Consider the following 23855-nt stretch of genomic DNA (forward strand, 5'->3'; position numbering starts at 1 on the left):
TAAGAATGGCAAAGAAACACGGGCATCAAGTAGGGATTGAGGCAAAAATAGAATATCATCCTACGCTTGAGATTCTGGGTTTCAGGTATGAATCTTGGCGTAGAACTGCCTTGAATTGGTTTCAATCAGGATTAACTGAAGACGAAGTAGAAAAACGCCTTCAAAAAGAGTTTGATGTAGATTGGGCTTGGGCAGATTCTATAGCTACTGAAGCTAAGCAATGTCTCGCTCAATTAGAGTCGGCCAGGGCAAGCAATATTGCTCGGATCGAAGAACTCATCAAGAAGAAAGAAAACCGAGCGAAAGCTCTTCAAAAATTACTAGAGAAGCAACTTAAAAAGGGATTTCCAACCTTTGAAGCTAAACAATGTTTTAAGAACCAGTTATTAGGATTAAAGTCTAAAACCTTTAAAATAGCGTCGCTTCGGAAAGACCATCAACAACAATTAGAGTCATCTAAGCGACTACATATTTGCTTTGGTGACCGTAAACTCTTTAACGCTCAATACCATTTAGACGAGAATGGCTATGCTTCTCATGGGCAATGGCTAGAAGATTGGAGGAAGAAACGTTCGGGTAGGTTCTACTGTGTTGGTAAATCGCAGTTAGGTGGCGGCACAATGATGAAGGTATTTCCTGTTGATGATGAGGGGAATTACCGTCTTAATATTCGCATACCTCGCTGCATGAGGGATGAATACGGAGAGTTTTTAGACTTAAGTTTTAGTGCTGATGACAGAGAACAACGTCATCGTAGAGGCGATTTAAACTATGCCCTAGAAACTCAAAAACCAATCACCGCACAAGTATTTAGACGGGAACACAAAGAAGATACTTGGTATATTCACCTTACGACTTATGTACAACCAATACCTGTTATTCATAACCGGAGAAATGGTTGCGTAGGGATTGATTTTAACTCATACTATATTTCTATTAGTTACGTAAAACCAGATGGCAATATTAACTATCTTCAAGAACTACCATTTCAATGGAAAGACTTAACATCTGGGCAGCGACAAGCTCGGATGCGAGATATTGTTTGCGAAGTTGTTAGGTTAGCTGAGTCTCTGGGTTGTGCTATTGCAATTGAATCCTTAGACTTCAGTAAAAAGAAAGCTGCAATGAGTGAAGAAAGCAAGCTTTACAATGAAATGCTTTCTAACCTCAGTACCAGCATATTTAGAACTTCCCTAGAATCGCGATGCAGAAGACATGGCGTTGAGTTAATTAAAGTTAATCCAGCCTTTACCAGCATCATTGGAATGATTAAATTCATGGCTAAGTACGGGCTAAATAGCGGCACATCAGCTGGAATGGTAATAGCTCGTAGAGCCATGAACTTAACCGAAAAACCACCACATTGCTTAGTCAGACCAGAGGATTTGACTAAGCATCACTGGAGTGTGTGGAATCGGGTTGCTCGTTTCATTAAACAGCATCATATTCCACGTACTCAACTTTTTCAATGGGTGAAAACCTTTGAGGGTATCCTCACCTTGTCTCTTGTAGATAAGACGGAACATTCTCCTTCTTTGTCGGTAGCCATTGAAACGGGTGAGTCAGAAAATCCTCACCAGTCACCGAGGGGTGAGGTTAGACAGGATGGCAATGTCCTGCTTTGTCTATTTTCTTAGAAGGTGGCATACTCAGGAAATCGATCGAAAGCTGCAACTCCTCAAAAGGGATCTGGGTTTAACCCAGAATTGCGTCCCAAAACACAACTCTGAGTTTACTACCCAGGAGGTGTCAGAGTCGTTGCAGAGCTAAAAGCCCCAATCCAACCCCCGCTTCCGCTATCTTTGGGGATAGTTTGTTTGGAAAAAGCGACTGGGCGCTTTTTCCCCCGTGAGATACAGAGTAGAGAGGTAGATGTGAATAAGACAGGTTTACTGATAGCCGCAGTGCTGTTCTCCTTGATAGGGATTAGTGCGACTTACGCATCGGGATATATAGTTTGCAGAGAGTTAAGCCAGCAGTGCGTTTTGATTACAGGGAGTACCAGTCTTTCGGATGCACGCGGTATTGGAATTAACCTAGTTGCAGCGCAAGTAATTAAATCATTACCTATAGTCTGTTTATTGCTGGGTGGAGTTTTCTGGGTACTCGGTTTGCTCAAATCAGATGGCAGACTCTCAAGGGAGTTAGGCGCAACACCCAGATCCCCAGAGTCACAAGATTTAGCAGTAGCTTGGCACTCCTTGGATGTTGAGAAGACACTGACTAGGCTAGATAGCGATCGCAACATCGGCTTAACCTCCCAGGAAGTGTCAGCGCGTGTGCAGCGCTATGGCACCAACGAACTGCAAGAAATTGCCGGTCGCAGTGCTTGGCAGATCCTGCTAGACCAGTTCAGCAACATTATGTTGTTGATGCTGATTGGCGTGGCAATTATCTCTGGCATCGTCGATGTAGTAAAACTGCAAACAGAGGGGTTATCCCCTGGTGAAGTTCCTTTTAAAGATACGATCGCAATCTTAGCAATTGTGATCCTCAACGGCGTCTTGGGCTACCTCCAGGAAACCCGCGCTGAAAAAGCTCTTGCCGCCCTCAAGCGCCTTTCCTCCCCCAAGGTGCGCCTAATTCGGGACGGCAGAACTCTGGAAGTAAGCGCCAAGGAGCTTGTACCGGGGGACATCATGCTCCTGGAAGCCGGGGTGCAACTGGCAGCAGATGGGCGTCTGATTGAAGAATCGAATCTCCAAATCCGGGAGGCGGCGCTGACTGGGGAAGCCCAAGCAGTAAATAAGCAAGCCGACTTGGATCTGCCTGAAGATACATCCTTGGGCGATCGCATCAATTTGGTGTTTCAAGGCACCGAAGTCGTCCAGGGACGCGCCAAAGTAATCGTTACCAGCACGGGGATGGCTACGGAACTGGGCAAGATAGCCACCATGCTGCAAGGGGTGGAAAGCGAACCAACCCCCTTGCAACAGCGGATGGGCCAGCTGGGTAATGTCTTAGTCACTGGTTCTTTGATTCTGGTGGTTGTAGTAGTTTTGGGCGGTCTGCTCAAAAACGGCTGGAATTTCAACAATTTTATAGAACTGGTGAAAGTTTCTCTGAGTATGGCAGTGGCTGTAGTTCCAGAAGGCTTGCCAGCTGTAATTACGGTGACCTTGGCACTGGGAACCCAGCGCATGGTGCGCCGTAATGCCCTAATTCGCAAACTACCAGCTGTAGAAACTTTAGGTTCGGTCACAACCATTTGCTCGGATAAAACCGGCACACTCACCCAAAACAAAATGGTGGTGCAGCAGGTAGCCACTGGTAACCAAATATTTCGCGTCAGTGGCGAAGGTTATACTCCCGAAGGCCAGTTTCAACTGGAAGATCGATCCGTAGTATCAGATCGATATCCAGAACTGCAAACGCTACTGCTTGCCTGCGTGTTATGCAATGATGCAGAGTTACAGTGCCAGCCCCAAAATGCACCCGGCTCTCAAGGCGGAAACTGGATAATTTTGGGAGATCCAACTGAGGGGGCATTGCTCACTCTGGCAGGAAAAGGCGGGATCGCAAAAGAGTCGCAAAGCCCACAAATGCCTCGCGTTGCCGAAATTCCTTTTTCCTCGGAACGCAAGCGCATGAGCGTGGTTTGTCAGGGAATGGGAACTGGGGAGTCTTCCCAATCTCTGTTCTCGATCTATACAAAGGGTTCTCCAGAACTGATTTTGGAACGCTGCACTTCATATCAGGCGGGCGCTAGCGCTGTTGGACTCACAGATAACGATCGCAGGCAGATTCTAGACCAAAATAACCAGATGGCAGCTAAAGGGTTGCGCGTACTGGGTTTTTCCTACAAACCCTTGGACACCCAACCGTCCGCAGAACCAGATGAAACTATCGAGCAGGAATTAATCTGGCTGGGCTTAGTGGGAATGCTGGATGCACCGCGCCCAGAAGTGCGGGGGGCAGTAGCCAAATGCAAGCAGGCGGGAATTCGGACTGTGATGATTACCGGAGACCACCAGCTGACCGCCAAAGCGATCGCCTACGACCTGGGTATTGCCTCAGAAGGCGATCGCGTCCTGACAGGTCAAGAATTGCAAAAACTCAGCCAAAAAGAGCTGGAGGAGCAGGTAGACCTCGTTAGCATCTACGCCCGTGTCTCCCCAGAACACAAACTACGCATCGTACAAGCTCTGCAAAGTCGTGGCAAATTTGTCGCTATGACGGGAGACGGCGTTAACGATGCCCCCGCCCTCAAGCAGGCTGATATCGGTATCGCTATGGGTATCACCGGCACAGATGTCAGCAAAGAAGCCAGCGATATGGTGCTGCTGGATGATAACTTTGCCACTATCGTCGCCGCGACAGAAGAAGGGCGAGTCGTCTACACGAATATCCGTCGTTTTATTAAATATATTCTCGGCTCCAACATCGGGGAGGTGCTGACCATTGCTGCCGCTCCGATCCTGGGTTTGGGAGGTGTCCCGCTCACGCCCTTGCAAATTCTTTGGATGAACCTGGTAACAGATGGCGTTCCCGCCCTCGCTTTGGCTGTGGAACCAGCAGAACCAAATGTGATGAAGCGTTCTCCTTTTAGTCCCCGCGAAAGCATTTTTTCACGAGGATTAGGGTCTTATATGATCCGGATTGGGATTGTTTTTGCTATTCTCACCATTCTCCTGATGCAGTGGGCTTACACCCATGCCCATGCCTCAGGCGATCCAAATCGTTGGAAAACAATGGTGTTCACGACCCTCTGTCTCGCTCAGATGGGGCACGCGATCGCAATTCGCTCCAACACCCAACTGACAATAGAGTTAGACCCCCGCACAAATCTTTTCGTTTGGGGAGCGGTGATCTTCACCACAATATTGCAGCTAATGCTGATTTACGTTCCACCCCTGCGAGCTTTCTTTGGCACCCAGGTACTCGATTGGATGGAACTCTTGATCTGCCTTGGCTTCAGTATGTTGATGTTTGTTTGGATCGAGATGGAAAAACTCTTTATTCGCTGGCGAAGCGCAAGGTAGAAAAGTCAAAAGTCACTCATTCAAAAGTCAAAAGAAAATGGGGTAAGGGGGTTGAGAGGGGCTAAGCGAACGCGCATCTAGTTTTCCGCGCCGAATGCCTCATAGAAAGGAGTTCTGGCTCCAAAAAGTGCAACTTAGATGTGCGACAGCTTAGTGAGTAATACCAAATCCGGGTTAGCTACCCCCTTTTTAACCCTCACCCTCTCATAGTGGGGCTACACAAACGAAGTCCGCCTACGCGGACTAAAGAATAAAGGGGATAATCAACCCGGATTTGGTATAAGAAATGATGTTCAATTCTCGATCGAAATCCTTCTTTTTATTTCCCCAGTCCCCAATTCCTATTTTCTTTTGACTTTCGACTTTTGACTTTTGACTTTTGACTTTTGACTTTTGACTTTCGACTTTTGACTTTTGACTTTTGACTTTTGACTTTTGACTTTTGACTTTCAGATGTACCTAAAAACCCTTCACCTCTTTAAGTTCCGCAACTACCTGGATCGGAGGGTAGAGTTTAGCGCCCCCAAAACGATTTTGGTGGGTAATAACGCTCAGGGTAAATCCAATTTGTTGGAAGCGGTGGAGTTGCTTTCGACGCTAAAGAGCCATCGCGTTACGCGCGATCGCGACTTAGTTCAAGAAGGGGCCGAAGCAGGTAAAATCGTCGCTACCCTAGACCGACAGACAGGCATAATTGACCTCGCTTTAACACTGCGTTGTAACGGACGCCGTACCCTTGCTCTTAGAGGCGAATCCCTCAAGCGTCAGATGGAATTCTTAGGTACGCTAAATGCCGTGCAGTTCTCCAGCTTGGATCTAGACCTGGTGCGGGGTGGCCCAGAGTCCCGCCGCCGTTGGCTGGATACCCTCGTAATCCAACTCGAACCTTTCTACGCGCACATTTTGCACCAGTACAATAAGATTTTGCGGCAGCGTAACGCTCTCTTAAAACTCAGGACTCAGGACTCAGATATCGGCACTCAGGACTCCCAACTCGCTCTCTGGGATGCACAATTGGTAGCAGCCGGTTCCCGTGTCACCAGGCGTCGAGCCAGAGCCTTACAGCGTTTGGCTCCTATAGCACAAACTTGGCATCAAGCAATTAGCGGCAATAAGGAGGTACTTGAAATCAAGTACCTTCCCAACATTGCTTTAGAACAAGACAACCCAGAAGCCGTGCAGCAAGCTTTTTTCGAGAAAATTCAGCAGCGTAGCGTCGCAGAACTTCACCACGGTACTACACTTGTCGGCCCTCACCGCGACGAAATCGAGTTTTCGATCGACCAAACACCAGCTCGCCAATACGGTTCCCAAGGTCAGCAGCGAACTCTGGTTTTAGCGCTAAAGCTAGCAGAGCTAAAATTAATCGAAGAAGTTGTTGGCGAACCGCCGCTTCTGCTGCTTGATGATGTCCTAGCCGAACTTGACCCCAACCGTCAAAATCAACTGCTGGACGCTATTCAAGACCGATTTCAAACTCTGATTACGACCACTCATCTGAACTATTTCGATCGATCGTGGCTAAACGCCTCTCAAATTCTTTGCGTCCAGGCTGGAGAGATCTCAGAAAGAGGGGCTAGCGGCTAGGAAAGTCACTCATTCAAAAGTCACTCATTCAAAAGAAAAAAGAAAATAGGGGATAGGGGCTAGGGGCTAGGGGAAGAGGGGGAGGGGTGCGGTCAAAAACAGTTGGTGATAGGGGAGACAAGGGAGACAAGGAGGACAAGGGGGACTTTTTCTGCCAACCAACTACTTAAGCTGCTACGCATCTAAAATGACCGTCAGTTTTTCTGAGTTTCTTGTGGGATGGGCAGGAAAGCCCGTCTTTGTATTCCATTTAGATGCGTAATAGCTTATCACCGCACCCGTGGGGGAGAGACAACCGGGAAAAAGAACACAAATTCTTCTATCCGTAAAACTAAACAAAAATGTCTTTATAGTCCTGAAAAATTCGCCTGAACTTTGTATCATTTAGTGGCCACAGTCAGATATGTTAGGACAGTATTGAGCTATTCCCCGCAAGGAAACGACTGTGTTTGTACGGCATCCGTTGCACTCAGCACTTTGCTGTACTCAGCACTAAAGCCGAAGCACTTTGTTATAAGGGTAGATAGACGAAATGGATGCTGCTATGGATTTGAATGAGATTAAAGCTCTGGGATTTTCCTTACGGCAAATCGATCAGACGCTACTGAAATCGGGAAAGGATAGTAGCATCAAACGAATTTGGTATCAAGGCGATGAGTCTTATTTTGATATGTTTTTTGGCATCCAAAATAATCAAATTGTTTGGTTTCAGTTTACTTTACGTGGCAAAGTACTTTTGTGGGATAAAGATAAACTGGTTTTGTATACTGGAACAACGGGTGAATTAGATCCGGACGATGTTAACTACTATCCCTCTAGTAAACTTATTAAAATTGATAGCAAAGTTGACTTTGCTTTTGTGGAATTGGTACGTTCAATTTTGCAAACACGATCGGGTGAACCTAACTTTGAGAAGGCATTAGCTCTGTTTGAGAGTTAGGTAGGAATTATAGGGCATTAGTCATTGGTCATTGGTCATTAGTCATTAGTCAAAAGGGCAGATTTTGGGCTCTTTCAGGTTGATGCTGAAAAATATTCTTATATAGCCATAGTCAGATATGTTAGGAGATCGAAGAGCAATACCGAAAAGTGGTGAATTGGGTATTTTTTACCACAGATGAAAACAGATAAACGCAGATGAACACAGATGTAGATTTATAGCCTTTTTCAGGTGAGTGAGGTACACAGAAACCCGGTTTCTTGAAGAAACCGGGTTTCTGGGCTATACTGTTCACGGTCATAGAGCGAGCTTTTTTAACCCAGTAGTAGGGGCTCCGCATGACCGTATTAATTTGTTGGTTGAACCCAAAGATATTTGCCGGAATGCTTCGCCCCTACAAATCAAAAAGAACAGTTTCTGCCCGTGCGGAGTATACTTCATGCAAATGAAACCCGCTGTATCTTGAGGTATGCAAGTAGAATGGGATTTTTCGGTATTACTCTTAGTTTGAGTATGTGAACGGATATTAAAGAATTGAAGAATTGGAGAGACCAATTTTTCTTTACCCCTCTTCCTCCCTTTCCCTTTCCCTAGTGCAGCGCGGCAGAAATAACCCACCAGTTCAGAAGTGGTTAAATGCCTGACACTCAAAGTATTTTTGAATGAGTGACTTTTGAATGAGTGACTTTTGAATGAGTGACTTGTCAGTGATGGATTTCTAAACTTAAGATGTAGTGACCCAACTGTACTTTTTCTGACCACAGTTCGTATTCGAGCCGCAGATGCTCCGGTAAAGGTCGTCCTTCTAGCGTCAAACTAATGGTATAATTACGCAGGCGGATCTGCCCGTTTCCGTTTGATAATTCATTGTTCAGCCAATAACGGCTAAGACCGTAAATACCCCGTTCCCAAAGGTGACGATAACTCAACTTGCCGTTTCCTTGCATGGTCATAATCACGCGCTGGGGGGAGATTTCCAACCACAAAAGACGAGGTGATGCAGCCGTCGATCCAGAGGCTGACGCTACGGGGAAGGCGGGTTCTTGTTCCTCGATTGCAGGTTCGGTCAATAGCAAATGGAAGCGATCGCGGTCTTTTTGATAAAGTGTAGCAGCAGTTTCCACCACAGACCAAATTGGCAAATCTGTGGAAACTAGGGATAAACAAACGGGCTTGCGATGATGCGTCAGCATAAAAGGTGTGGAGAGGAATATATCTAGGGGCTAGGGGCTAGGGAAGAAGAAACTAGAATCAAGGGTTTGGTGGAATTAAGAACGTTCTAACTGCCGAGAAGGTTGCTATAAAATAAAAAAAATGATTCGGCAGGACAGGGAAAACGGTAGGATCTAACTTCGCAGTCCTCCACCAGTCTATCCCAATGTCAGTTCCGGTTGTTACGCTGAAGGTTACAGAAAGTCAGCAGTCTTTACTCATTCAAAAACCCGCCTCCGGGCTGTCTTTGCAAGGCAGTATAAGGGTTCCGGGAGATAAGTCCATTTCCCACCGCGCTCTCATGTTGGGTGCTTTAGCTCAAGGAGAAACCCAAATCCGGGGACTTCTTTTAGGGGAAGACCCCCGCAGTACGGCTGAATGTTTCCGCGCTTTGGGGGCAGAAATTTCCGAGCTGAATACTGAATTAGTGCGGGTTAAAGGTATTGGATCGGGCCAACTACTAGAACCCCATGATATTTTGAATGCGGGTAACTCCGGTACTACCTTGCGGCTGATGCTGGGAATTTTGGCTTCTCACCCAGGGCGATTTTTTGCGGTGACGGGGGATAGTTCGCTGCGATCGCGTCCGATGTCCCGCGTCGTGCAACCGTTGCAGCAGATGGGTGCTACAATCTGGGGACGCAAGGGCAATTCGTTAGCACCGCTAGCAATTCAGGGACAGCAGCTAAAGCCGATTACCTACAATTCTCCCATTGCTTCAGCCCAAGTTAAATCCTGCATCCTCCTGGCTGGTTTAATGACGGAAGGACAAACGACAGTTATTGAACCTGCTCTTTCCCGCGACCACTCAGAACGGATGCTGAAGGCTTTTGGGGCCCAAGTCAGCCAAAACCCGGAAAATAATAGCGTTACTGTTACTGGCCTTGCTAAACTTTCAGGACAATCTGTTATTGTACCTGGGGATATCAGTTCGGCGGCTTTCTGGTTGGTGGCAGGTGCGATCGTACCAGATTCTGAGTTATTAATCGAAAATGTCGGCGTCAATCCCACCCGTACTGGAATTCTGGAAGCTCTTGGTATGATGGGAGCGGATATTCAGTTGGAAAATGAGCGGGAAGTTGCTGGCGAACCTGTGGCAGATTTGCGAGTACGCCATAGTGGACTGAAGGCTTGTCAAATTTCCGGTGATATTATACCGCGTTTGATTGATGAGATTCCGATTTTAGCGGTTGCGGCAGTATTTGCGGAAGGTACGACGGTGATTCGGGATGCGGCGGAGTTGCGGGTGAAAGAGAGCGATCGCATTTCTGTTATCGCGTCCCAACTCAACCTGATGGGTGCTAAAGTGACGGAATTACCCGATGGTATGGAAATTGTGGGCGGTACGCCTTTAGCTGGTACGGATGTGGATAGTCATACAGATCATCGGATAACGATGAGTTTAGCGATCGCATCTCTCAACGCTTCTGGTACAACTACTATTAACGGTGCCGAAGCAGCTAGCATCTCTTATCCAAATTTTACCACCACCCTGCAACAAATCTGCGGTCAAGCGTAGGTCGATCTGAGGTTTTCCCCCCTCCCCGTAGACGGGGAGGGGGTTAGGGGGTGGGGTTTCCTCAGCACTTATAGCTAGGGGCTAGGGGCTAGGGGCTAGGGGCTAGGGGCTAGGCCCAAAAATAAGGCGCTTTCTATTATGCAGTCAATTGAATTGAATTGTTTTCTAACCACTTGGCAAGAGAATCTTGGTTTTCTTTGTCTGTTGCTAACTCCTGCATCATCGCCACAACTTCCATTTCTGGAACTTCCAAGAAATATCCATTTAACCCCAGAAAGGTGTACATCACCATAAAAGCTGTTCTTTTATTCCCATCGATAAAAGGATGATTTTTTGCCAAAGCATATCCATAAGCTGCTGCTAAATCAAATAATGTTGGTTCGCTGTATGTAAACAAATGTCGAGGTCTGGCTAAACTAGCTGAAAGAAGATTTTCCTCTCTAATACCCAGACTTCCGCCATGCTGGGTAATTTGATCTGCATGGATAGATTTAGCAATATTTTCGGATATCCAAATCGGTTCGCTCACTTGGCAAGTTCCCGCAAAGCATTTTTATATTTTTCACTGCCTTGTTTGTAAATTTCCATTGCTTTTTCAAAGTCAGGATCGCGGGTAGTAATTTGAATTCCCTCGGCGGTTTCGGTGATAAAAATGCTATCTCCTTCACCGACTTTCAGTTTTTCTAATAGTTCGGTTGGCAAAGTTATGCCTAAAGAGTCTCCGATTTTTTGAATTGCGAGCGCATACATAAAGTTACCTCAAAACGATTACTTCTGTTCTTCAGAAACCCGGTTTCTCGGAGAAACCGGGTTTCTTTCTTGTGCTTCTATCATTGCCCAACTTTTAAAATTTGTTCTGCTGTCATTATTTGATTATAATAATATTAAGAGTAGGGTGCGTTGCAACGCACCCTACGGAAAATGTCACTCGTCAGTACTTAGGATTTGGGGCACTTTGAAAAAATCGTCATCTCGATCGGGCGCACAGCTGAGAATAGCTTCCCTGTCAGGATAGGGGCGCAGCTCGTCTTGTCGAGTAATGTTGCTAACATGGATCGCTCTTGTTGTAGGCTGCACGTTACTAACATCTAGCTCGCTGAGCTGTTCAAAATACTCCAGAATGCTGCCCATTTGGGTGGTAAATTGTTCCTCTTCGGCTGGCGTCAGTTCGAGGCGGGCAAGATTAGCGACTTTGTGGACTTGTTCGCGGTCAATCATGGCATTGATATAGCTAGGGGCTAGGGGCTAGGGGCTAGGGTTTGGTGGAATTAAGAACGTCCTAACTGCCGAGAAGGTTGCTATAATTAATAATTGGTGATTGGTCATTAATCATCAGTCATTTGTAAGGAATTAATGACTAATGACTAATCACTAATGACTAAATAGCTAAAAGAACACATCCATCTGGGATCGGCCCGTCGTCTTCAGCCAGTTTTGGGCTTCGATGTAGTTGTTCGGAGCCTGCTGAATAGCTTGCTTCCAATACTCAGCCGCTTTATCGTAAAAAGCTTCGGCTTCTTCAGACTTATCAGCTTCCTTAGCCTTTTCTCCCAGGTAGTGATAAATTACAGCAATATTGTTGAATGCTGAGGGATGGCGGGGGTTGAGTTCGATCGCTTGATAATAGTACTCCAAAGCCCGATCGTGTTCGCCGTTGCTGGCATGGATCAGCCCAATATTGTAGAGGACATAGCTGCGATCGTAAGGGTCTTCTTCTAGCTTTAGTGCTTCATAATAGTTGTCCAGGGCTTCGGCGTATTCTCCATCCGCCTGAGCAGACATACCGTCGCGGTAGTAGACGAAAGCTTCTTTTGCTTTCTTGTTGGCAGGCAGAATTTTCAGAATTATGTCTGCCATGACGGTAAAACTTTTGTCGATGAAGTTGTCATTGCGTTGCGTTCTTGGCATATAGCCTCTGTTTAACCTATTTTCTTTTGATTTTTGAATGAGTGACTTGTGACTTTTGAATGAGTGACTTTTCCAGTTACCCCTTAACCAAAACACCAGGTTCGCGCTGAATAGGCAGAACGTCCAACAGATCGGTTTGTACGCAATATTTTAAATCTTCGTGGCAGTTCAAGCGAAGTAGGCGTTTGCCGTGACTGGCATGGTGCATCAGTTCTAGCAATCGATCTTGCCATTGGAGGTAAAGGGCGATCGCACCTAGAGCCTCATCGTTGCCAGCAATATCGTCTATATTCCCATTCTGTGCTGTCAGGAGGCTGTGTGCTACAGCACCAGCACAAGCAGTATCCTCCAAGGAAAAACTGCCTTCCCAACCGCTACCGACAATCCAGACTGTTTCTGGTTGCAGAGCTTGGACATACTCTACGACAGCTTTGCGATTCACAAATGCGGCTGCCAGAACCGTCTCGGCATCCTGGACTCGCTGCAAAGCGCGGGTGCCGTTTGTGGTGCTGATGAACAAACGGCGTCCTTCCACGCGCTCTGGGGTGCAATCAAGGGGAGAATTACCCATATCGCAGCCAGCTACTTTCGCCCCGCCGCGTTCCCCGGCGCGGATGCGCTTTTCGGCGGGCCAATTTTCGCTCTCGCCCATTAGTTTTTCTATATCGCTAAAGACTTGAACCGCCTCCGCTCCAGCCGCCAAAGCTGTAGCCATTGTGGTTGTAGCTCTGAGAACATCAATTGCGATCGCGCAGTTGGGAACGCGATCGCCAGGAGTAAGTTCAGGAGTGTGGTAAACAAATAATTTCACAAGTCAGCTGCCAATAGATTAAAACCATCAAGGATCAAATTATTTGTTGTCCTCACCAATTAGTCAACAGCAAAAGTGGGATCTAGCTCAAGCCAACTTTCATTTCCCTAAAGCACCAAATTACTCATAATCCTTGCGCCAAAGACTGTGTGGGAATTTTGTTTTGGCCAAGTCCCACAGACTCCAGCAGAGCCGTCCATTTAGCTGTTAGCTCCGCGTCGTTGGGATTGGCGCGACGGAGTTCGGCAAGCGTAGCGAGGGTGTCGTACCAAACGTTGTTTTTATCATAAGCGGCTAGGCGATCGCGCAGGGAAGCTGCCTGTTCTAAATCTGTCTGCAATTCCGCTGTGGGATTAATGCGCCATATCCATCCATACAGGCTAAGTGCTTTCTCACCATCTGAGCCAACAAAACTCAGGTCACAAGTCCAGCGATAACTTCGACCAGTTTCTAGGGGTCGCAAATTGGGATACACTGGTAGGCTGATACTGACAATCCCAGCAGGCCCAGTACTCGTGAAAATAGTTTTGTAAATTTCCTTCTGACTGCTCTCATCTGAGAGAGTAAACGTCATTTTGCGGTCTTTGTCTTCCTCTTTACTCACATAAAAAAAGAAAGTCGGATAAGCAGAGAGAGTGGCCCCCCTACTGTTGGGAGGTACCAAGGCAGTCAAAGCAGGCCCGCGAGTTCCTCCCCCTTCGCGCCGACCGGGTTTTCCGATACTCGAATCCGGTTCGTAGGCTCCCCAACGGCTGGGTAGCGTTTGGCTGCTGGGCGGTTGTGGCTGTGCCCGAACTCTTGTAGGCAAGTCAGTCACAATTGTGAAAGCCAACACTAGGGCGATCGAAAAGCCAATCAACTTTAAGAAGGTCTTGCTCGGATTCATAACACAACAGCAACGCCAACAATAGATTTGCCCATCAATACTATTTTTACTCGTTACGAGAGATGTTTGGATTTTTTCGATCTGATGCAGCTACAGGTTGAAGCAGGGGTTCAGAGGCAATTGTTTCCAGTCCCACCGACTGCAATAAATTTTTCCAGTCTTTTTCTAAGGTGGGGTCGGATGGCGTAGCGCGACGGAGTTCGGCTAGCGTACTTAGAGCGTCGAACCAAATGCCAGCGTTCCAATAAGCGACAACCTTGTCACGAGGTAGGGTCACTGCTTCTAACTGCTGCACGATGGTGGGGCTAAGCCTGACGCGCCGAATCGACCCCTCTACCTGGCTATTGCTAGACCGATCTGAGGGGTCTTCTGGATTGCAAATCAAGGTAAATGACCATTTATAATTCTTGTTTTCCTCAAGGCGTGGTAGATTGGCAGACGCAGGCAAGCTGACGCTTACAATTCCAGGACTGCGAGCAATTGTAAAATTGGTTTTGTAAATCACTCTGTCATTTTCAGTCTTGAGAGCAAACTCCAGCTGCGGCTTCTCTTCTTCCTGCATGGAAGGCACATAGACAAAGAAGGTCGGATACTCTGCAAGGGTGGTGCCAAAGCTATTGGCTGGAACTAATGAGGTAAGGTGATAATTTGGAGAATTTTTGACGCAAGGGCCGCGCGTTCCCCCGCCTTCACGCCGTCCGGGTTTTCCAATGTTGGGATCGGGTTCGTAGGCTCCCCAACTATTCGGTAGCCCTTGGCTGGTAGGCGGCTGTGACAGCGCCCGAAGGGTTGCAGGCAAGTGAATACTTATTCCGAAAGCCAACGGGAGGGCCAAAAGAAAAGTGGTGAACTTTAAGAACGACTTTATGGCAGTCATAAAACAACAGCAACGCTGAGCAGAGGTTTATTGGTAAATGACGACTTAATCCCAGCGTGGGTTTCTATTGAGATTGCGATCGGGACTAAACCGGCGTAATTAAGGGAGAGGGAATGGCTCAAGCTAGCCACAGCACTAAGCAACCTGTGATGATATTTATAAGGGGCGTTGTCCGATGTCATGGCATTTCCTCCCTTTTGGGGAAATACATAAGCATATAAAATGGCTTAATTTTAGGTGATGTTACGGCTGTTGCAGTTGCAAAGCCACAAACCTGTTTAGGTTGATTAGATAACCGCTAGCTAGCTTATGAGCGCTCTTTTTTTGGCACTACTATGTATTTTCACCTGATTTGGCTATGATTTCAAAAATGCTTGCTCCTCAACCAAGACCGAATTTGCAGACAACGGTGCTACGACCCATAGGGGCTTATGCACTGCAAGGCATTGCTTTTGCGGGATCGAGGCTGATTGCCTTAGACTCGGCCAGGGGGTATCTGCTGGAGATCGACCATTACAGCGATAATACCTCTATCTTAAACCCCGATCGCGTAGCGCAATTTGAGGGTGCCATAGGTTTAGCCCTCTGGGAAGACACGCTTTGGTTTACAAAAGACGAAAACGTTTACTTTTGCAGTTGGACGGATCTGACGCCGCAACATTTTGTGACGTTGCCTTACCCTGCTGATGGGGTGACGGTTTGGGAATCCACGGTTTACGTCTCTTGTCAGAAAGCAGGCTATGTACTCATTTATAACCGCACGACTGGTAACCTAATTACTCAATTCTATACGCCTGGGATTGGGGTTGAGCATCTGACGGTGCGAGGGGAGGAAATCTGGGTTTCGGACAATATGGAACAAACGGTATATTGTCTGGAGCGGGCTACTGGTGAAATTCAATTTAGCATCCTGACGCCTTTTGAAAATCCCACTGGGTTGGCTTTCTACACAGACCCCCAAACTGGTGAGGAGATCCTGTATGTCGCCTATGCCGGAGAGGAGCCATATATTAGGGATGACCCAAATGCCGAGCCAGCACACCAGTTGGAATATCGCGATCGCACTTTCATTCACCCCCTCCATTTCAACTACAACAAGGAAGGACGCTATGCCCTATCCAATGGCTTTCTGATCGAAATGTCCTACGTCGAGGAACTTTTACCTTTGGAGGCGGTGTACCTAGAAAAGATCGAATGGCGCATTGCTCTACCATCTGAAACCGATCGACAAAAAGTTCGTCAAATCACAGCCGTCGGTCGTCCTTTCACAGAAGAGATTGTAGACGGACAGCGGGTGGCGGTGTTTAAGTTTGACAAGCTCAAACCCGACGAACGGCATTTGTTTGGCTGGAGGGCACTTTTAGAAGTTTACAGTATAAAGTATCGTCTGAGTGCGCGAGACATCGAAAACATTCCCGACCTTTCGCCAGAATGGAAGCAGCGCTATCTGGTGGACGATGACGAGTTGGCAATGGATACCGATATTATCCGCAGTGCTGCCTCTGAAGCGATCGGCACTGAAACAAATCTGTTGCGGAAAGCTTATAAAATTCGCAACTATGTCTATGACAAACTCTCCTACGCCATCAAACCTCATATTGACTCGCCAGATGTAGCCCTACAGCGAGGTACAGGTTCCTGCGGCGAATATGTGGGTTTATTACTTGCCCTCTTCCGCTTAAATGGGATTGCCTGCCGCACTATTGGGCGCTACAAGTGTCCTCAGCAGGCCGATCTGCCCGGAGTACCCCTGTACCCAGATTATAATCATGTCTGGTTGGAGTTCTATGTGCCGGGATTCGGCTGGTTGCCGATGGAATCCAATCCCGATGATGTGATCGATCGCGGGCCTTACCCATCGCGGTTCTTCATGGGATTAGCTTGGTATCACATTGAAATCGGTAAAGGGATTACGTTTGAAAAGCTTAACACCGATGCTTCTCCAATGAATAAGGATGATGTTTCCATTGGCGATTTAGCTATTAATCACATCCGCTTTACTATATTGCAGGAACTGGGGGCTGGGGAATAGGGGAATTTTAGATTTTAGATTTTAGATTTTAGATTTAATTTCAAATCTGAAATCTAAAATCTTTCCTTTTTCCCAGAAACCTCATTAGGTAATTTTAGATTTTATATCCTGTCCGGTTGCATCGTTCGTGTAAGACTAATACGGAAAATTGTTTGTTGTCATCAAGGGTTAAATTTTTACCGCAGATGAAGACTCTGGAACGCAGATTAACGCAGATAAGAGAGCGATAGAGTATAAACTGGGTTATTTTTGGGATTGTGTTTACAGGGGACGAGGGCAAATGGAAGTTATCCCAGCGATCGATTTACTAGAAGGGCGATGCGTGCGACTGTATCAGGGGGACTACTCGCGATCGCAAATCTTTGACGAAAACCCAAGTTTAGTGGCAAAACAGTGGGTAGACCAAGGGGCAATGCGGCTGCACGTAGTAGACTTGGACGGTGCTAAAACAGGCGAACCAATTAATTTACCGGCTATTGAGGCAATTGTGGGGGCTGTACCCGTACCGATACAAGTCGGAGGAGGTTTGCGCGATCGGGCCAGAGTTGCCCAGATGTTGGATATGGGCGTCCAGCGGGTAATCCTGGGAACTGTGGCGGTGGAAAATCCCCAGTTGGTGGCCGAACTGTGCCAGGAATTTCCGGGACAGATTGTGGTGGGAATTGACGCCCGCAACGGAAAGGTAGCAACTCGCGGCTGGTTGGAAACGTCTGAAGTTGCGGCGGGGGATTTAGCTCAGCAAATGGCTCTTTTAGGCGCTGCGGCGATTATCTACACTGATATTCATCGCGACGGTACACTGGAAGGGCCAAATATAGAGGCTTTGAGGGAATTAGCAACGAGGATTTCCATTCCTACGATCGCTTCTGGCGGTGTCAGTTCTCTCACCGATCTTTTGAGTTTGCTAGCCCTCGAACCCTTGGGAGTCAGCGGTGCGATCGTCGGTCGAGCCCTCTATACTGGTGATGTCTCTCTATCTGAAGCAATCCAAGCCGTTGGTTCCCGACGTTTGCAGGATATCCCGCCGGATTTTGGCGACTCCGCATTTGCCTAATTGGGGCATGGGGCATGAAAAGAATCCTTCTTTTGACTTTTGAATGAGTGACTTTTCAAGTCCCATGCCCATTTGCAAATTGAGTGAAACCTGTGCTATAGTTATAAAGCTAGAAAGGACCCATAGCTCAGTTGGTTAGAGCGCCACGTTGACATCGTGGAGGCCACTGGTTCGAGTCCAGTTGGGTCCATCTAAAATTCTGCGATAGTAACCCTATCCTTTGGGAAAGTCGGAAGGTAGGACTATTTTTCTAATTTGGTTGAACATATGAGAATCGTGACTGATTTGAACTGCGCTCCATCTTAGTCTATGATGGCGATCGCATTTCTTTATCCTTCCAAGTGCGATCGCATTCTTTAATCCTCCGAAGTGCGATCGCGTTCTTACCTTCTCCTTACGACCGTTACCACTATCTTGTGAAGGCTAGACGTTTTTAGCGAATTAAAAGCTTACTTTGGTTTCTTGCTGCTATAACTACATTCTGATTACCAGTAAAAACTCTAATACCAGGAACGGTTACATAATCACCATCATCAGTAATTACTTGAACGGTTCCGGCTTTATCCATTGCTTCTAAAATTAGCAAATCGTAGCCATCAAGCGGTTGAGTTGAAAATCTAGTTAAGGCAGTGTTAGTAGTAACTTCATTGATTGTTATATCAGTCGAGACAGCAATAGATGTAACTTGGCTCCAAGCGGCTTGAATTTCAGCAACAACATTAGCTCTTTCTGCTGGATAATTATGACGGTATTCCTTTGGTATTAAGGCAGAAGAAAAAATTTTCTTTTCATTTTGCTCTATATTGTGGGCTAACTCCGATAAAGAAAGACCGCAGTATAAAAGCAACGATTGAGCCGAAAGAGCGTTTGCTATATAAGTGGGATAGTCTGTAATTTGATAGGAGTTTGCTGATGTACTGGCTTTGGTGTAAGTCAGCCAGTACCAAACATTAGTGTCTACTAGAAAAATATCATCTTTTTTCGGGTGGTCAGACCGAATATCAACGACTTCAGCTTGAACTATATAGTTAACTGCCATTAGAGACTATTTGCTTGTTCACTAACAACTTCGTCTACTGCTTTGCGAGTATTTTCATTTGAGTAATACTGCTTTGAGTTTTCAATAACTCGCTTAAGTACCTGTCTACCTACTGAATTGAGGTTGGAAAATTTCAGCAAACGGTTTAAGGTATCTGGTGGAATGTCTCTGAGTAGCTGCCCAATGGCAAAATTGAAGAAGGGGGACGCAAAAATTTCTACACCAGCAAAGTCAAGCTCTACAGGACGATTAGCCAAAAGTTCGGGGTAAGTCAGATTGTACACCTTTTGACCTTCATCGGGGGTCATGCAAGTTTTGCCTATTAGGTCGTGGATGTCGTGTCTCATATTTTGGGTTCCCCTTAGAAAAGTGGCTCCTCATCATCGGCATCAGAAGCTAGGATGTAAAGGGCTTCTTCACATTGGAGTGTGATGTTAACCAGTGTCCCCTGAAAAAAAGGTTGCCGACTTTGGTAAATCTCCTGATTTTCATCGATCGCTACATATCCATCTTGACTGAAAAACTCTAACTTTCCACGATTAATTTTTACAAATTTTTTCAAATAGTCAAGTCCTACGCCACCAGCGACACCACCCTGCCGAGTACTGGTTCCTGCTTGGAAGGCCCATTCTAGAGCTTTATCTACTGGTAAAGTCGGCTTATTTTGGAATTGGCGCACGTTGGAAGGAATACCAACACCAAAGTCAACTACAGTTAGTTTGAGTTGGTTGAGTTTGGGGTAATGCTGTCCGCAACTAAAGACACCAATATCTGTCCTTCCATGCTCAAAGGCGTTAGCGTAAATCTCCCAGACTCTTCCTACAATGACGTTTCGTAAGTTTTGACCCATCTGTACCCAGTCTCGTCCTAGCCATTGTTCCGCTAGGTAGTACACTAACCCGTCTTTATTTTGTTTTGCATCTTCCCTATAGGGGACAGAATTACCTTGCCAAGGTTCTTTATCTTCACAAAAGGTATACATGAATCCATTTTGTTGAAGATTCATTTTTACCTTATTATTTAGGGTATCTTTATTGATGGTGGTTTTTCCTTCACGACTTTGGATGAAACGGATTAATCCTCCTAAAAATGCAACTGCATTAGGTTTGAGAAAAAAACATTTGGAGAAATCAAAGGTTACATCTGAGCAACTTTCCCCCACTTGTTGCCATAGTTGAAATAGCGTGTCAAAGTCTTTCAATTCATCATTGACTGTAGGAATGTTAAGAGTAACGCTCATATTTATCAAAGTAAATTTAATTCACATTATTGAGCATAAAGGAAGCGGAATCAACGATTAAAAATCGCCACACTCGAAACACTCAACTCATCCTCTTGATATAGTTGCTTTCTAAAATAGAGACGATACAACTCGCAGCTTAACTTGGCATGATTTCCATCCAGCTGTACCAAGCCCATACTTTCTAACTTATAAGCTGCGATCGCTTCTAATTCCACGCTGTCTGACGCACTAATAACCTCTTGCAGAGATGACACCAATTGGCTATCCTGTCGGAGTATCTCCAAATGACCCCGCAAATGGTGACCGTAAATCCCAGTCAGCATGGGGGCAGTTTCCAATAAATGCTCCAATGTTATGTCTTTCCGCGACAGGTGATAAAGCGCGACGTTCACCAGATAGGGATGTCCCCCCACCATTGCCATCAGTTGCTCTAGATCGCTACTATCAGCCCAATTTATTCCATAACGTTGTGCCAAATTCTGCACCTGCTCTAAACTAAATTGTGGCAGCTGAAGCGCTAGCCCGACATTGAAGGGTGATTGATTTAGCTTGAGCGGCACATAGATTTCTGTACTGTGAACTACCACTAACCTGAGTTTTTGCCAAATATCAAGTGTTCGGGCTTGTTCGTGCCACAATCGCAGCATTGGCAGAAAGTCTTGGGCAATGCTGGGATGCTCGAAAACCCGATTGACTTCATTCAAAGCTAAAACTAAGGGACTGTCGATCAGTTCCAGCAGATAATCCTGAAAATAGATTTTGCAGCTCACCTTGCTGCCCATATCCTCATCCCAATAATCATCCAACTTGGAGTCGAGGTTGAGTTGCTTGCTGATATTGATACAAAACCAGCGCAAAAATTTATCGATCGAAGTAAAAATGGCTGTGTCTGCTTCCTGAAAATCCAAAGAGACAGCTTTGTAACCCAAACCCTTGGCGTGAGCAATAATCCTATTCTGTAGTGAACTTTTCCCCATTTTCTTGGGGGCTTTGATCCGAATAACGCATCCAGGTTGGCTTACTTCAGCGTAGGCGAGTTCTTCAATCGGAGGGCGATTAATGTAGAGAGGGGAATTTAGCGGTACGGGAGAGCCGGGAAATTTAATTTGAGTCTGGGGTAATAAAAGTGGGAAATCATCCTTTGGCACTGTGTCGGGTAGGAGATCCTCCGGCATTGCGCTTTGCTCGTTACCTGTGTAATTTTTCTCAAACTGGTTCCACACTAAATGCAGATTTTTTTTCGTTACCCGCTCCCCCAGCGCTTCAGAAAGGTCATGCCACAGCCGGGAGCCGATTTCCTTTATGTGAGCGCTACAGTAGGCAGAATCACGCGCTATATCGCTGTAGGTATGTCCAATCCACGACTGACGCAAGATAAACCGCTCCACCGGACTTAGTTGGCGAAGTAGCAGACCTTGTTCTACAGCTTCCAGAACTTTTTCAACGTTCATCTTTACTTCCTCCTGGGAGACTCCCGTCCCGCCAAAGCTGTACTGCTTGCCTACAACGTAGTCAATTAAGACTTAGGCTGGTCAACTAGGGCTGTTTCAAGCCCCCACGCTTAATCGGTAATCCGATTTAGTGGTGGGTTGTTGACTCAGTCACCGCATCTAACAAAGGATGTGTGTAGCAGCAAATAATATCCTGACCGTTATGTTACCAAAACGGAAAGACTATACCTTATTATCCTACCTTTCATACTTTTTGCAGTTGACAAAAATTAAACTTGCTGGTTTGCAGGTGATAAGAGTTACTTATCAAAAGCTATTTTTGTCTCAGTCAGCATCACCAACGCCAATCTAGCAAACTGCTTCGGCTTTAGTGCTGAGTGGGGAGTGAGGAATAACTGACTTCCTTAGATGGCAATGTTTGTATCGGGTAATACCACATTATTTACAAAGACTATATCAAATTGATATAATTATATTTTAATTTTTCTTCATAAAGGCTACTCATTTATAAGAGCAGAGTCGTTAAAGTCGTCATAAATAGTTTTTGTCCTAATTAGAGAGGTAAAACTGTGAGTTACAAATCATCGACAGAAAAAGAAGAACACTTGCTCAACGGGGCGGTCAAAGAAGAACACTTGCTCAAGGGCGCGATCGCAGATAGCCCTCTAGTGACCGAAGAGTTTGAATTTGAGCAAGATTTACCTTCTACCGCAACCAAGGGCAAACCAAAGCCGAAGGGTGGATGGCTGACTCCAACTGTGCTTGGGATGGGACTCGGTGCAGCACTTGCCGTGGTAGGAATGCGTTTTTCCTCGAGCCCAACAACCCAAAAACCCGTCGAGCCAGCCGTAACAGCACCTCCACCAAGCATGACCGTTACAGTTGCGTCTGTCGTAACCGCTTCTGTAGCCCGCACCCTGGACGCCACAGGTACTGTTGCTGCCTACAACCTTCAGCCTGTGCAGCCGCAGACAACTGGCTTGTTAATCAAGCAAGTTTTAGTTGAAGAAGGGAATATCGTAAGAGCGGGACAAATCGTGGCGATCCTCGATAATTCCGTAATGCAAACGCAAGTGAGCGGGGCGCAAGCCCAGCTAGAGGCATCAAGAGCCGCAGTGCAACAAAAACAAGCAGCTCTGGCACAAACACAAGCCGATGTGGGTAAAGCACAAGCAGTTTTGGCACAAGCAGAGGCCGAACGGGTTAAAGCACAAGCCAACTTGGCTGACTCTCGCGCTAAACTTAAAGACGCCGAGAGAACGCGCCAGCGATATCAATACCTGGCTGACCAAGGCGCAATCAATCGTCAAGATCTAGACACTCGCATTACTAACGCTACATCTGCGGCAGAAGGAGTCCGAGTTGCCCAAGCCAGTATTAGCAGTGCGATCGCGAATATTGATAGCGCTAAAGCCAGTATTAGTAGTGCCCAAGCTAGTATTAATAGTGCCAAAGCCAATGTGTTAAGCGCCCAAGCTGATGTCCGCAACAACGAAGCAAAGGTGCAACAGATCAAAACTCAACTAGGACAAACCCAGGTATTTGCTCCTGCTAGTGGAATTGTAGTGGCTCCCAGTGCTGAGGGCCGTTGCGATGGAAATGCCACTTCTGGGACAACCGCAGCTTCTCAGTCGATCGCACAGTCTCTAGCTCGCGTTGGGGATACCTCTGGCACTAAAGCCTTGTTCTGTATCATCCGCAACGGTTTTCTCGAATTACAAGTCAAAATACCAGAAACTGCGTTAAGCGAGGTACATATAGGGGCACCAGTCAGGATTACCAGCGATGCCAATACCGATATCAACTGGCAAGGGAGAGTGCGAAGAATTACTCCTGTAATCGATCCTCAAACTCGTCAAGGAACGATCAAAATTGATTTACCTTCCAGCGCTTTAATGAAACCCGGTATGTTTCTGAAAGCAGCTATTACCTCCAAAACAGCGCAAGCTTTAACAGTACCGGCAAAAGCTGTGCAGCGTCAGAGTGATGGTAATCCAATGGTTTATTTGTTAGACGCTAATGATATAGTTCACGCGGGGCCAGTAGAAGTAGGAACTACCATTGACGGCAACAAAGGTGAGGCATCAGCAGCAAAAGTGGAGATAAAGAGCGGTTTGAAAGAAGGCGATCGCATTGTAGTTACTGGTGCTGGTTATATCAAAGACGGCGACAAAGTGCGAATCGCCAATTAATTTTGGATTTTGGATTAAGGATATTTGATTTTTCTCTGAAATGACTAATGATATCAAGTCCGGTGGCATCGTTAGTACATGAGTGATATCGTCAAATTGTCTGTTTTCATCGTTGGTTAATT

21 protein-coding genes and 1 tRNA gene are annotated in these 23855 nt (G+C 46.3%); 9 read left to right on the top strand and 13 right to left on the bottom strand.

Features of this window, described 5'->3' with window-relative positions; genetic code table 11:
• The first annotated feature begins 5 nt into the window (after positions 1-5).
• The 4 genes from LAY41_RS02800 (at position 6) to LAY41_RS02815 (ending at position 7509) form a co-directional block, all read left to right on the top strand.
• On the top strand, positions 6-1637 hold the full coding sequence (locus LAY41_RS02800; protein WP_249093809.1) for an IS200/IS605 family accessory protein TnpB-related protein: 1632 nt from the start codon (positions 6-8) through the stop codon (positions 1635-1637).
• 582 nt (positions 1638-2219) lie between these two features.
• Positions 2220-4982: a cation-translocating P-type ATPase gene (locus tag LAY41_RS02805; RefSeq protein ID WP_249094054.1), complete on the top strand. Its 2763-nt coding sequence runs from the start codon at positions 2220-2222 to the stop codon at positions 4980-4982.
• Positions 4983-5435: 453 nt separating this feature from the next.
• Entirely contained in the window at positions 5436-6569 is a 1134-nt protein-coding gene (recF, locus tag LAY41_RS02810; RefSeq protein ID WP_249093811.1) for a DNA replication/repair protein RecF, read from the top strand.
• Positions 6570-7101: 532 nt separating this feature from the next.
• A complete protein-coding gene (locus tag LAY41_RS02815) occupies positions 7102-7509 on the top strand; it encodes a hypothetical protein (protein ID WP_249093813.1) in 408 nt (135 codons plus the stop codon).
• Between the two features lie 704 nt (positions 7510-8213).
• Here the strand turns inward: LAY41_RS02815 and LAY41_RS02820 are convergent.
• On the bottom strand, positions 8214-8702 hold the full coding sequence (locus LAY41_RS02820; protein WP_249093815.1) for a hypothetical protein: 489 nt from the start codon (positions 8700-8702) through the stop codon (positions 8214-8216).
• A gap of 185 nt (positions 8703-8887) precedes the next feature.
• On the opposite strand from LAY41_RS02820, the gene aroA reads away from it, so the two are divergent.
• Positions 8888-10240, top strand: a complete 1353-nt coding sequence (gene aroA / locus LAY41_RS02825) for a 3-phosphoshikimate 1-carboxyvinyltransferase (protein WP_249093817.1) — start codon at positions 8888-8890, stop codon at positions 10238-10240.
• Positions 10241-10376: 136 nt separating this feature from the next.
• On the opposite strand, the gene LAY41_RS02830 is transcribed toward aroA, so the two are convergent.
• The 8 genes from LAY41_RS02830 to LAY41_RS02865 all read right to left on the bottom strand — a co-directional run bounded on the left by LAY41_RS02830 (position 10377) and on the right by LAY41_RS02865 (position 14904).
• A complete protein-coding gene (locus LAY41_RS02830) occupies positions 10377-10769 on the bottom strand; it encodes a type II toxin-antitoxin system death-on-curing family toxin (RefSeq protein ID WP_249093820.1) in 393 nt (130 codons plus the stop codon).
• Complete coding sequence (locus tag LAY41_RS02835; RefSeq protein WP_249093822.1) at positions 10766-10990, bottom strand: AbrB/MazE/SpoVT family DNA-binding domain-containing protein; 225 nt, start codon at positions 10988-10990, stop codon at positions 10766-10768. Before LAY41_RS02835 ends, LAY41_RS02830 begins: the two co-directional genes overlap by 4 nt.
• 174 nt (positions 10991-11164) lie before the next feature.
• On the bottom strand, positions 11165-11458 hold the full coding sequence (gatC, locus tag LAY41_RS02840; RefSeq protein ID WP_249093825.1) for an Asp-tRNA(Asn)/Glu-tRNA(Gln) amidotransferase subunit GatC: 294 nt from the start codon (positions 11456-11458) through the stop codon (positions 11165-11167).
• Positions 11459-11626: 168 nt separating this feature from the next.
• The gene (locus tag LAY41_RS02845) at positions 11627-12148 is read right to left on the bottom strand and encodes a photosystem I assembly protein Ycf3 (RefSeq protein ID WP_249093826.1); all 522 of its coding nucleotides are present in this window, start codon (positions 12146-12148) and stop codon (positions 11627-11629) included.
• Between the two features lie 76 nt (positions 12149-12224).
• Positions 12225-12959, bottom strand: coding sequence for a 2-phosphosulfolactate phosphatase family protein (locus tag LAY41_RS02850; RefSeq protein ID WP_249093828.1), 735 nt, complete (start codon positions 12957-12959; stop codon positions 12225-12227).
• Positions 12960-13083: 124 nt separating this feature from the next.
• A complete protein-coding gene (locus tag LAY41_RS02855; protein WP_249093831.1) occupies positions 13084-13845 on the bottom strand; it encodes a DUF928 domain-containing protein in 762 nt (253 codons plus the stop codon).
• A 46-nt stretch (positions 13846-13891) separates the two neighbouring features.
• Positions 13892-14644: a DUF928 domain-containing protein gene (locus tag LAY41_RS02860; protein WP_249093833.1), complete on the bottom strand. Its 753-nt coding sequence runs from the start codon at positions 14642-14644 to the stop codon at positions 13892-13894.
• 74 nt (positions 14645-14718) lie between these two features.
• A complete protein-coding gene (locus tag LAY41_RS02865; protein WP_249093836.1) occupies positions 14719-14904 on the bottom strand; it encodes a hypothetical protein in 186 nt (61 codons plus the stop codon).
• Positions 14905-15092: 188 nt separating this feature from the next.
• On the opposite strand from LAY41_RS02865, the gene LAY41_RS02870 reads away from it, so the two are divergent.
• The 3 genes from LAY41_RS02870 to LAY41_RS02880 all read left to right on the top strand — a co-directional run bounded on the left by LAY41_RS02870 (position 15093) and on the right by LAY41_RS02880 (position 17998).
• The gene (locus LAY41_RS02870) at positions 15093-16754 is read left to right on the top strand and encodes a transglutaminase-like domain-containing protein (protein ID WP_249093838.1); all 1662 of its coding nucleotides are present in this window, start codon (positions 15093-15095) and stop codon (positions 16752-16754) included.
• A 280-nt stretch (positions 16755-17034) separates the two neighbouring features.
• Positions 17035-17808, top strand: coding sequence for a 1-(5-phosphoribosyl)-5-[(5-phosphoribosylamino)methylideneamino]imidazole-4-carboxamide isomerase (gene hisA, locus LAY41_RS02875; RefSeq protein WP_249093840.1), 774 nt, complete (start codon positions 17035-17037; stop codon positions 17806-17808).
• A 116-nt stretch (positions 17809-17924) separates the two neighbouring features.
• Positions 17925-17998, top strand: a tRNA-Val gene (locus tag LAY41_RS02880).
• A gap of 243 nt (positions 17999-18241) precedes the next feature.
• Here LAY41_RS02880 and LAY41_RS02885 read toward each other — a convergent pair.
• Genes LAY41_RS02885 through LAY41_RS02900 form a run of 4 tightly spaced genes read right to left on the bottom strand, consistent with a single transcriptional unit; the run spans position 18242 to position 21541 of the window.
• Complete coding sequence (locus LAY41_RS02885; protein ID WP_249093842.1) at positions 18242-18847, bottom strand: hypothetical protein; 606 nt, start codon at positions 18845-18847, stop codon at positions 18242-18244.
• Positions 18847-19194 carry an STAS-like domain-containing protein gene (locus LAY41_RS02890; protein WP_249093844.1) on the bottom strand — a complete coding sequence of 116 codons (348 nt, stop codon included), beginning with the start codon at positions 19192-19194 and terminating at the stop codon, positions 18847-18849. Before LAY41_RS02890 ends, LAY41_RS02885 begins: the two co-directional genes overlap by 1 nt.
• 14 nt (positions 19195-19208) lie before the next feature.
• Entirely contained in the window at positions 19209-20087 is an 879-nt protein-coding gene (locus LAY41_RS02895; protein ID WP_249093847.1) for an ATP-binding protein, read from the bottom strand.
• 50 nt (positions 20088-20137) lie between these two features.
• Positions 20138-21541, bottom strand: coding sequence for an AAA-like domain-containing protein (locus LAY41_RS02900; protein WP_249093849.1), 1404 nt, complete (start codon positions 21539-21541; stop codon positions 20138-20140).
• 569 nt (positions 21542-22110) lie between these two features.
• Between LAY41_RS02900 and LAY41_RS02905 the strand changes: the two genes are divergently transcribed.
• Positions 22111-23733 (top strand): efflux RND transporter periplasmic adaptor subunit, encoded by a 1623-nt coding sequence (locus tag LAY41_RS02905; protein ID WP_249093851.1) that lies wholly within the window; start codon positions 22111-22113, stop codon positions 23731-23733.
• The last annotated feature ends 122 nt before the right edge of the window (positions 23734-23855 follow it).

The organism is Argonema galeatum A003/A1, from assembly GCF_023333595.1.
GTDB classification, from domain to species: Bacteria; Cyanobacteriota; Cyanobacteriia; order Cyanobacteriales; family Aerosakkonemataceae; genus Argonema; species Argonema galeatum.

Bases quoted from the DNA above. Each gene is read 5' to 3' on its own strand.
- LAY41_RS02870 (WP_249093838.1), top strand. From the start codon at position 15,093: ATGCTTGCTCCTCAACCAAGACCGAATTTGCAGACAACGGTGCTACGA.
- LAY41_RS02865 (WP_249093836.1), bottom strand. From the start codon at position 14,904: ATGACATCGGACAACGCCCCTTATAAATATCATCACAGGTTGCTTAGT.
- gatC (WP_249093825.1), bottom strand. From the start codon at position 11,458: ATGATTGACCGCGAACAAGTCCACAAAGTCGCTAATCTTGCCCGCCTC.
- LAY41_RS02820 (WP_249093815.1), bottom strand. From the start codon at position 8,702: ATGCTGACGCATCATCGCAAGCCCGTTTGTTTATCCCTAGTTTCCACA.
- LAY41_RS02900 (WP_249093849.1), bottom strand. From the start codon at position 21,541: ATGAACGTTGAAAAAGTTCTGGAAGCTGTAGAACAAGGTCTGCTACTT.
- recF (WP_249093811.1), top strand. From the start codon at position 5,436: ATGTACCTAAAAACCCTTCACCTCTTTAAGTTCCGCAACTACCTGGAT.
- LAY41_RS02895 (WP_249093847.1), bottom strand. From the start codon at position 20,087: ATGAGCGTTACTCTTAACATTCCTACAGTCAATGATGAATTGAAAGAC.
- LAY41_RS02890 (WP_249093844.1), bottom strand. From the start codon at position 19,194: ATGAGACACGACATCCACGACCTAATAGGCAAAACTTGCATGACCCCC.
- hisA (WP_249093840.1), top strand. From the start codon at position 17,035: ATGGAAGTTATCCCAGCGATCGATTTACTAGAAGGGCGATGCGTGCGA.
- LAY41_RS02800 (WP_249093809.1), top strand. From the start codon at position 6: ATGGCAAAGAAACACGGGCATCAAGTAGGGATTGAGGCAAAAATAGAA.
- LAY41_RS02835 (WP_249093822.1), bottom strand. From the start codon at position 10,990: ATGTATGCGCTCGCAATTCAAAAAATCGGAGACTCTTTAGGCATAACT.
- LAY41_RS02845 (WP_249093826.1), bottom strand. From the start codon at position 12,148: ATGCCAAGAACGCAACGCAATGACAACTTCATCGACAAAAGTTTTACC.
- LAY41_RS02885 (WP_249093842.1), bottom strand. From the start codon at position 18,847: ATGGCAGTTAACTATATAGTTCAAGCTGAAGTCGTTGATATTCGGTCT.
- LAY41_RS02815 (WP_249093813.1), top strand. From the start codon at position 7,102: ATGGATGCTGCTATGGATTTGAATGAGATTAAAGCTCTGGGATTTTCC.
- LAY41_RS02855 (WP_249093831.1), bottom strand. From the start codon at position 13,845: ATGAATCCGAGCAAGACCTTCTTAAAGTTGATTGGCTTTTCGATCGCC.
- aroA (WP_249093817.1), top strand. From the start codon at position 8,888: ATGTCAGTTCCGGTTGTTACGCTGAAGGTTACAGAAAGTCAGCAGTCT.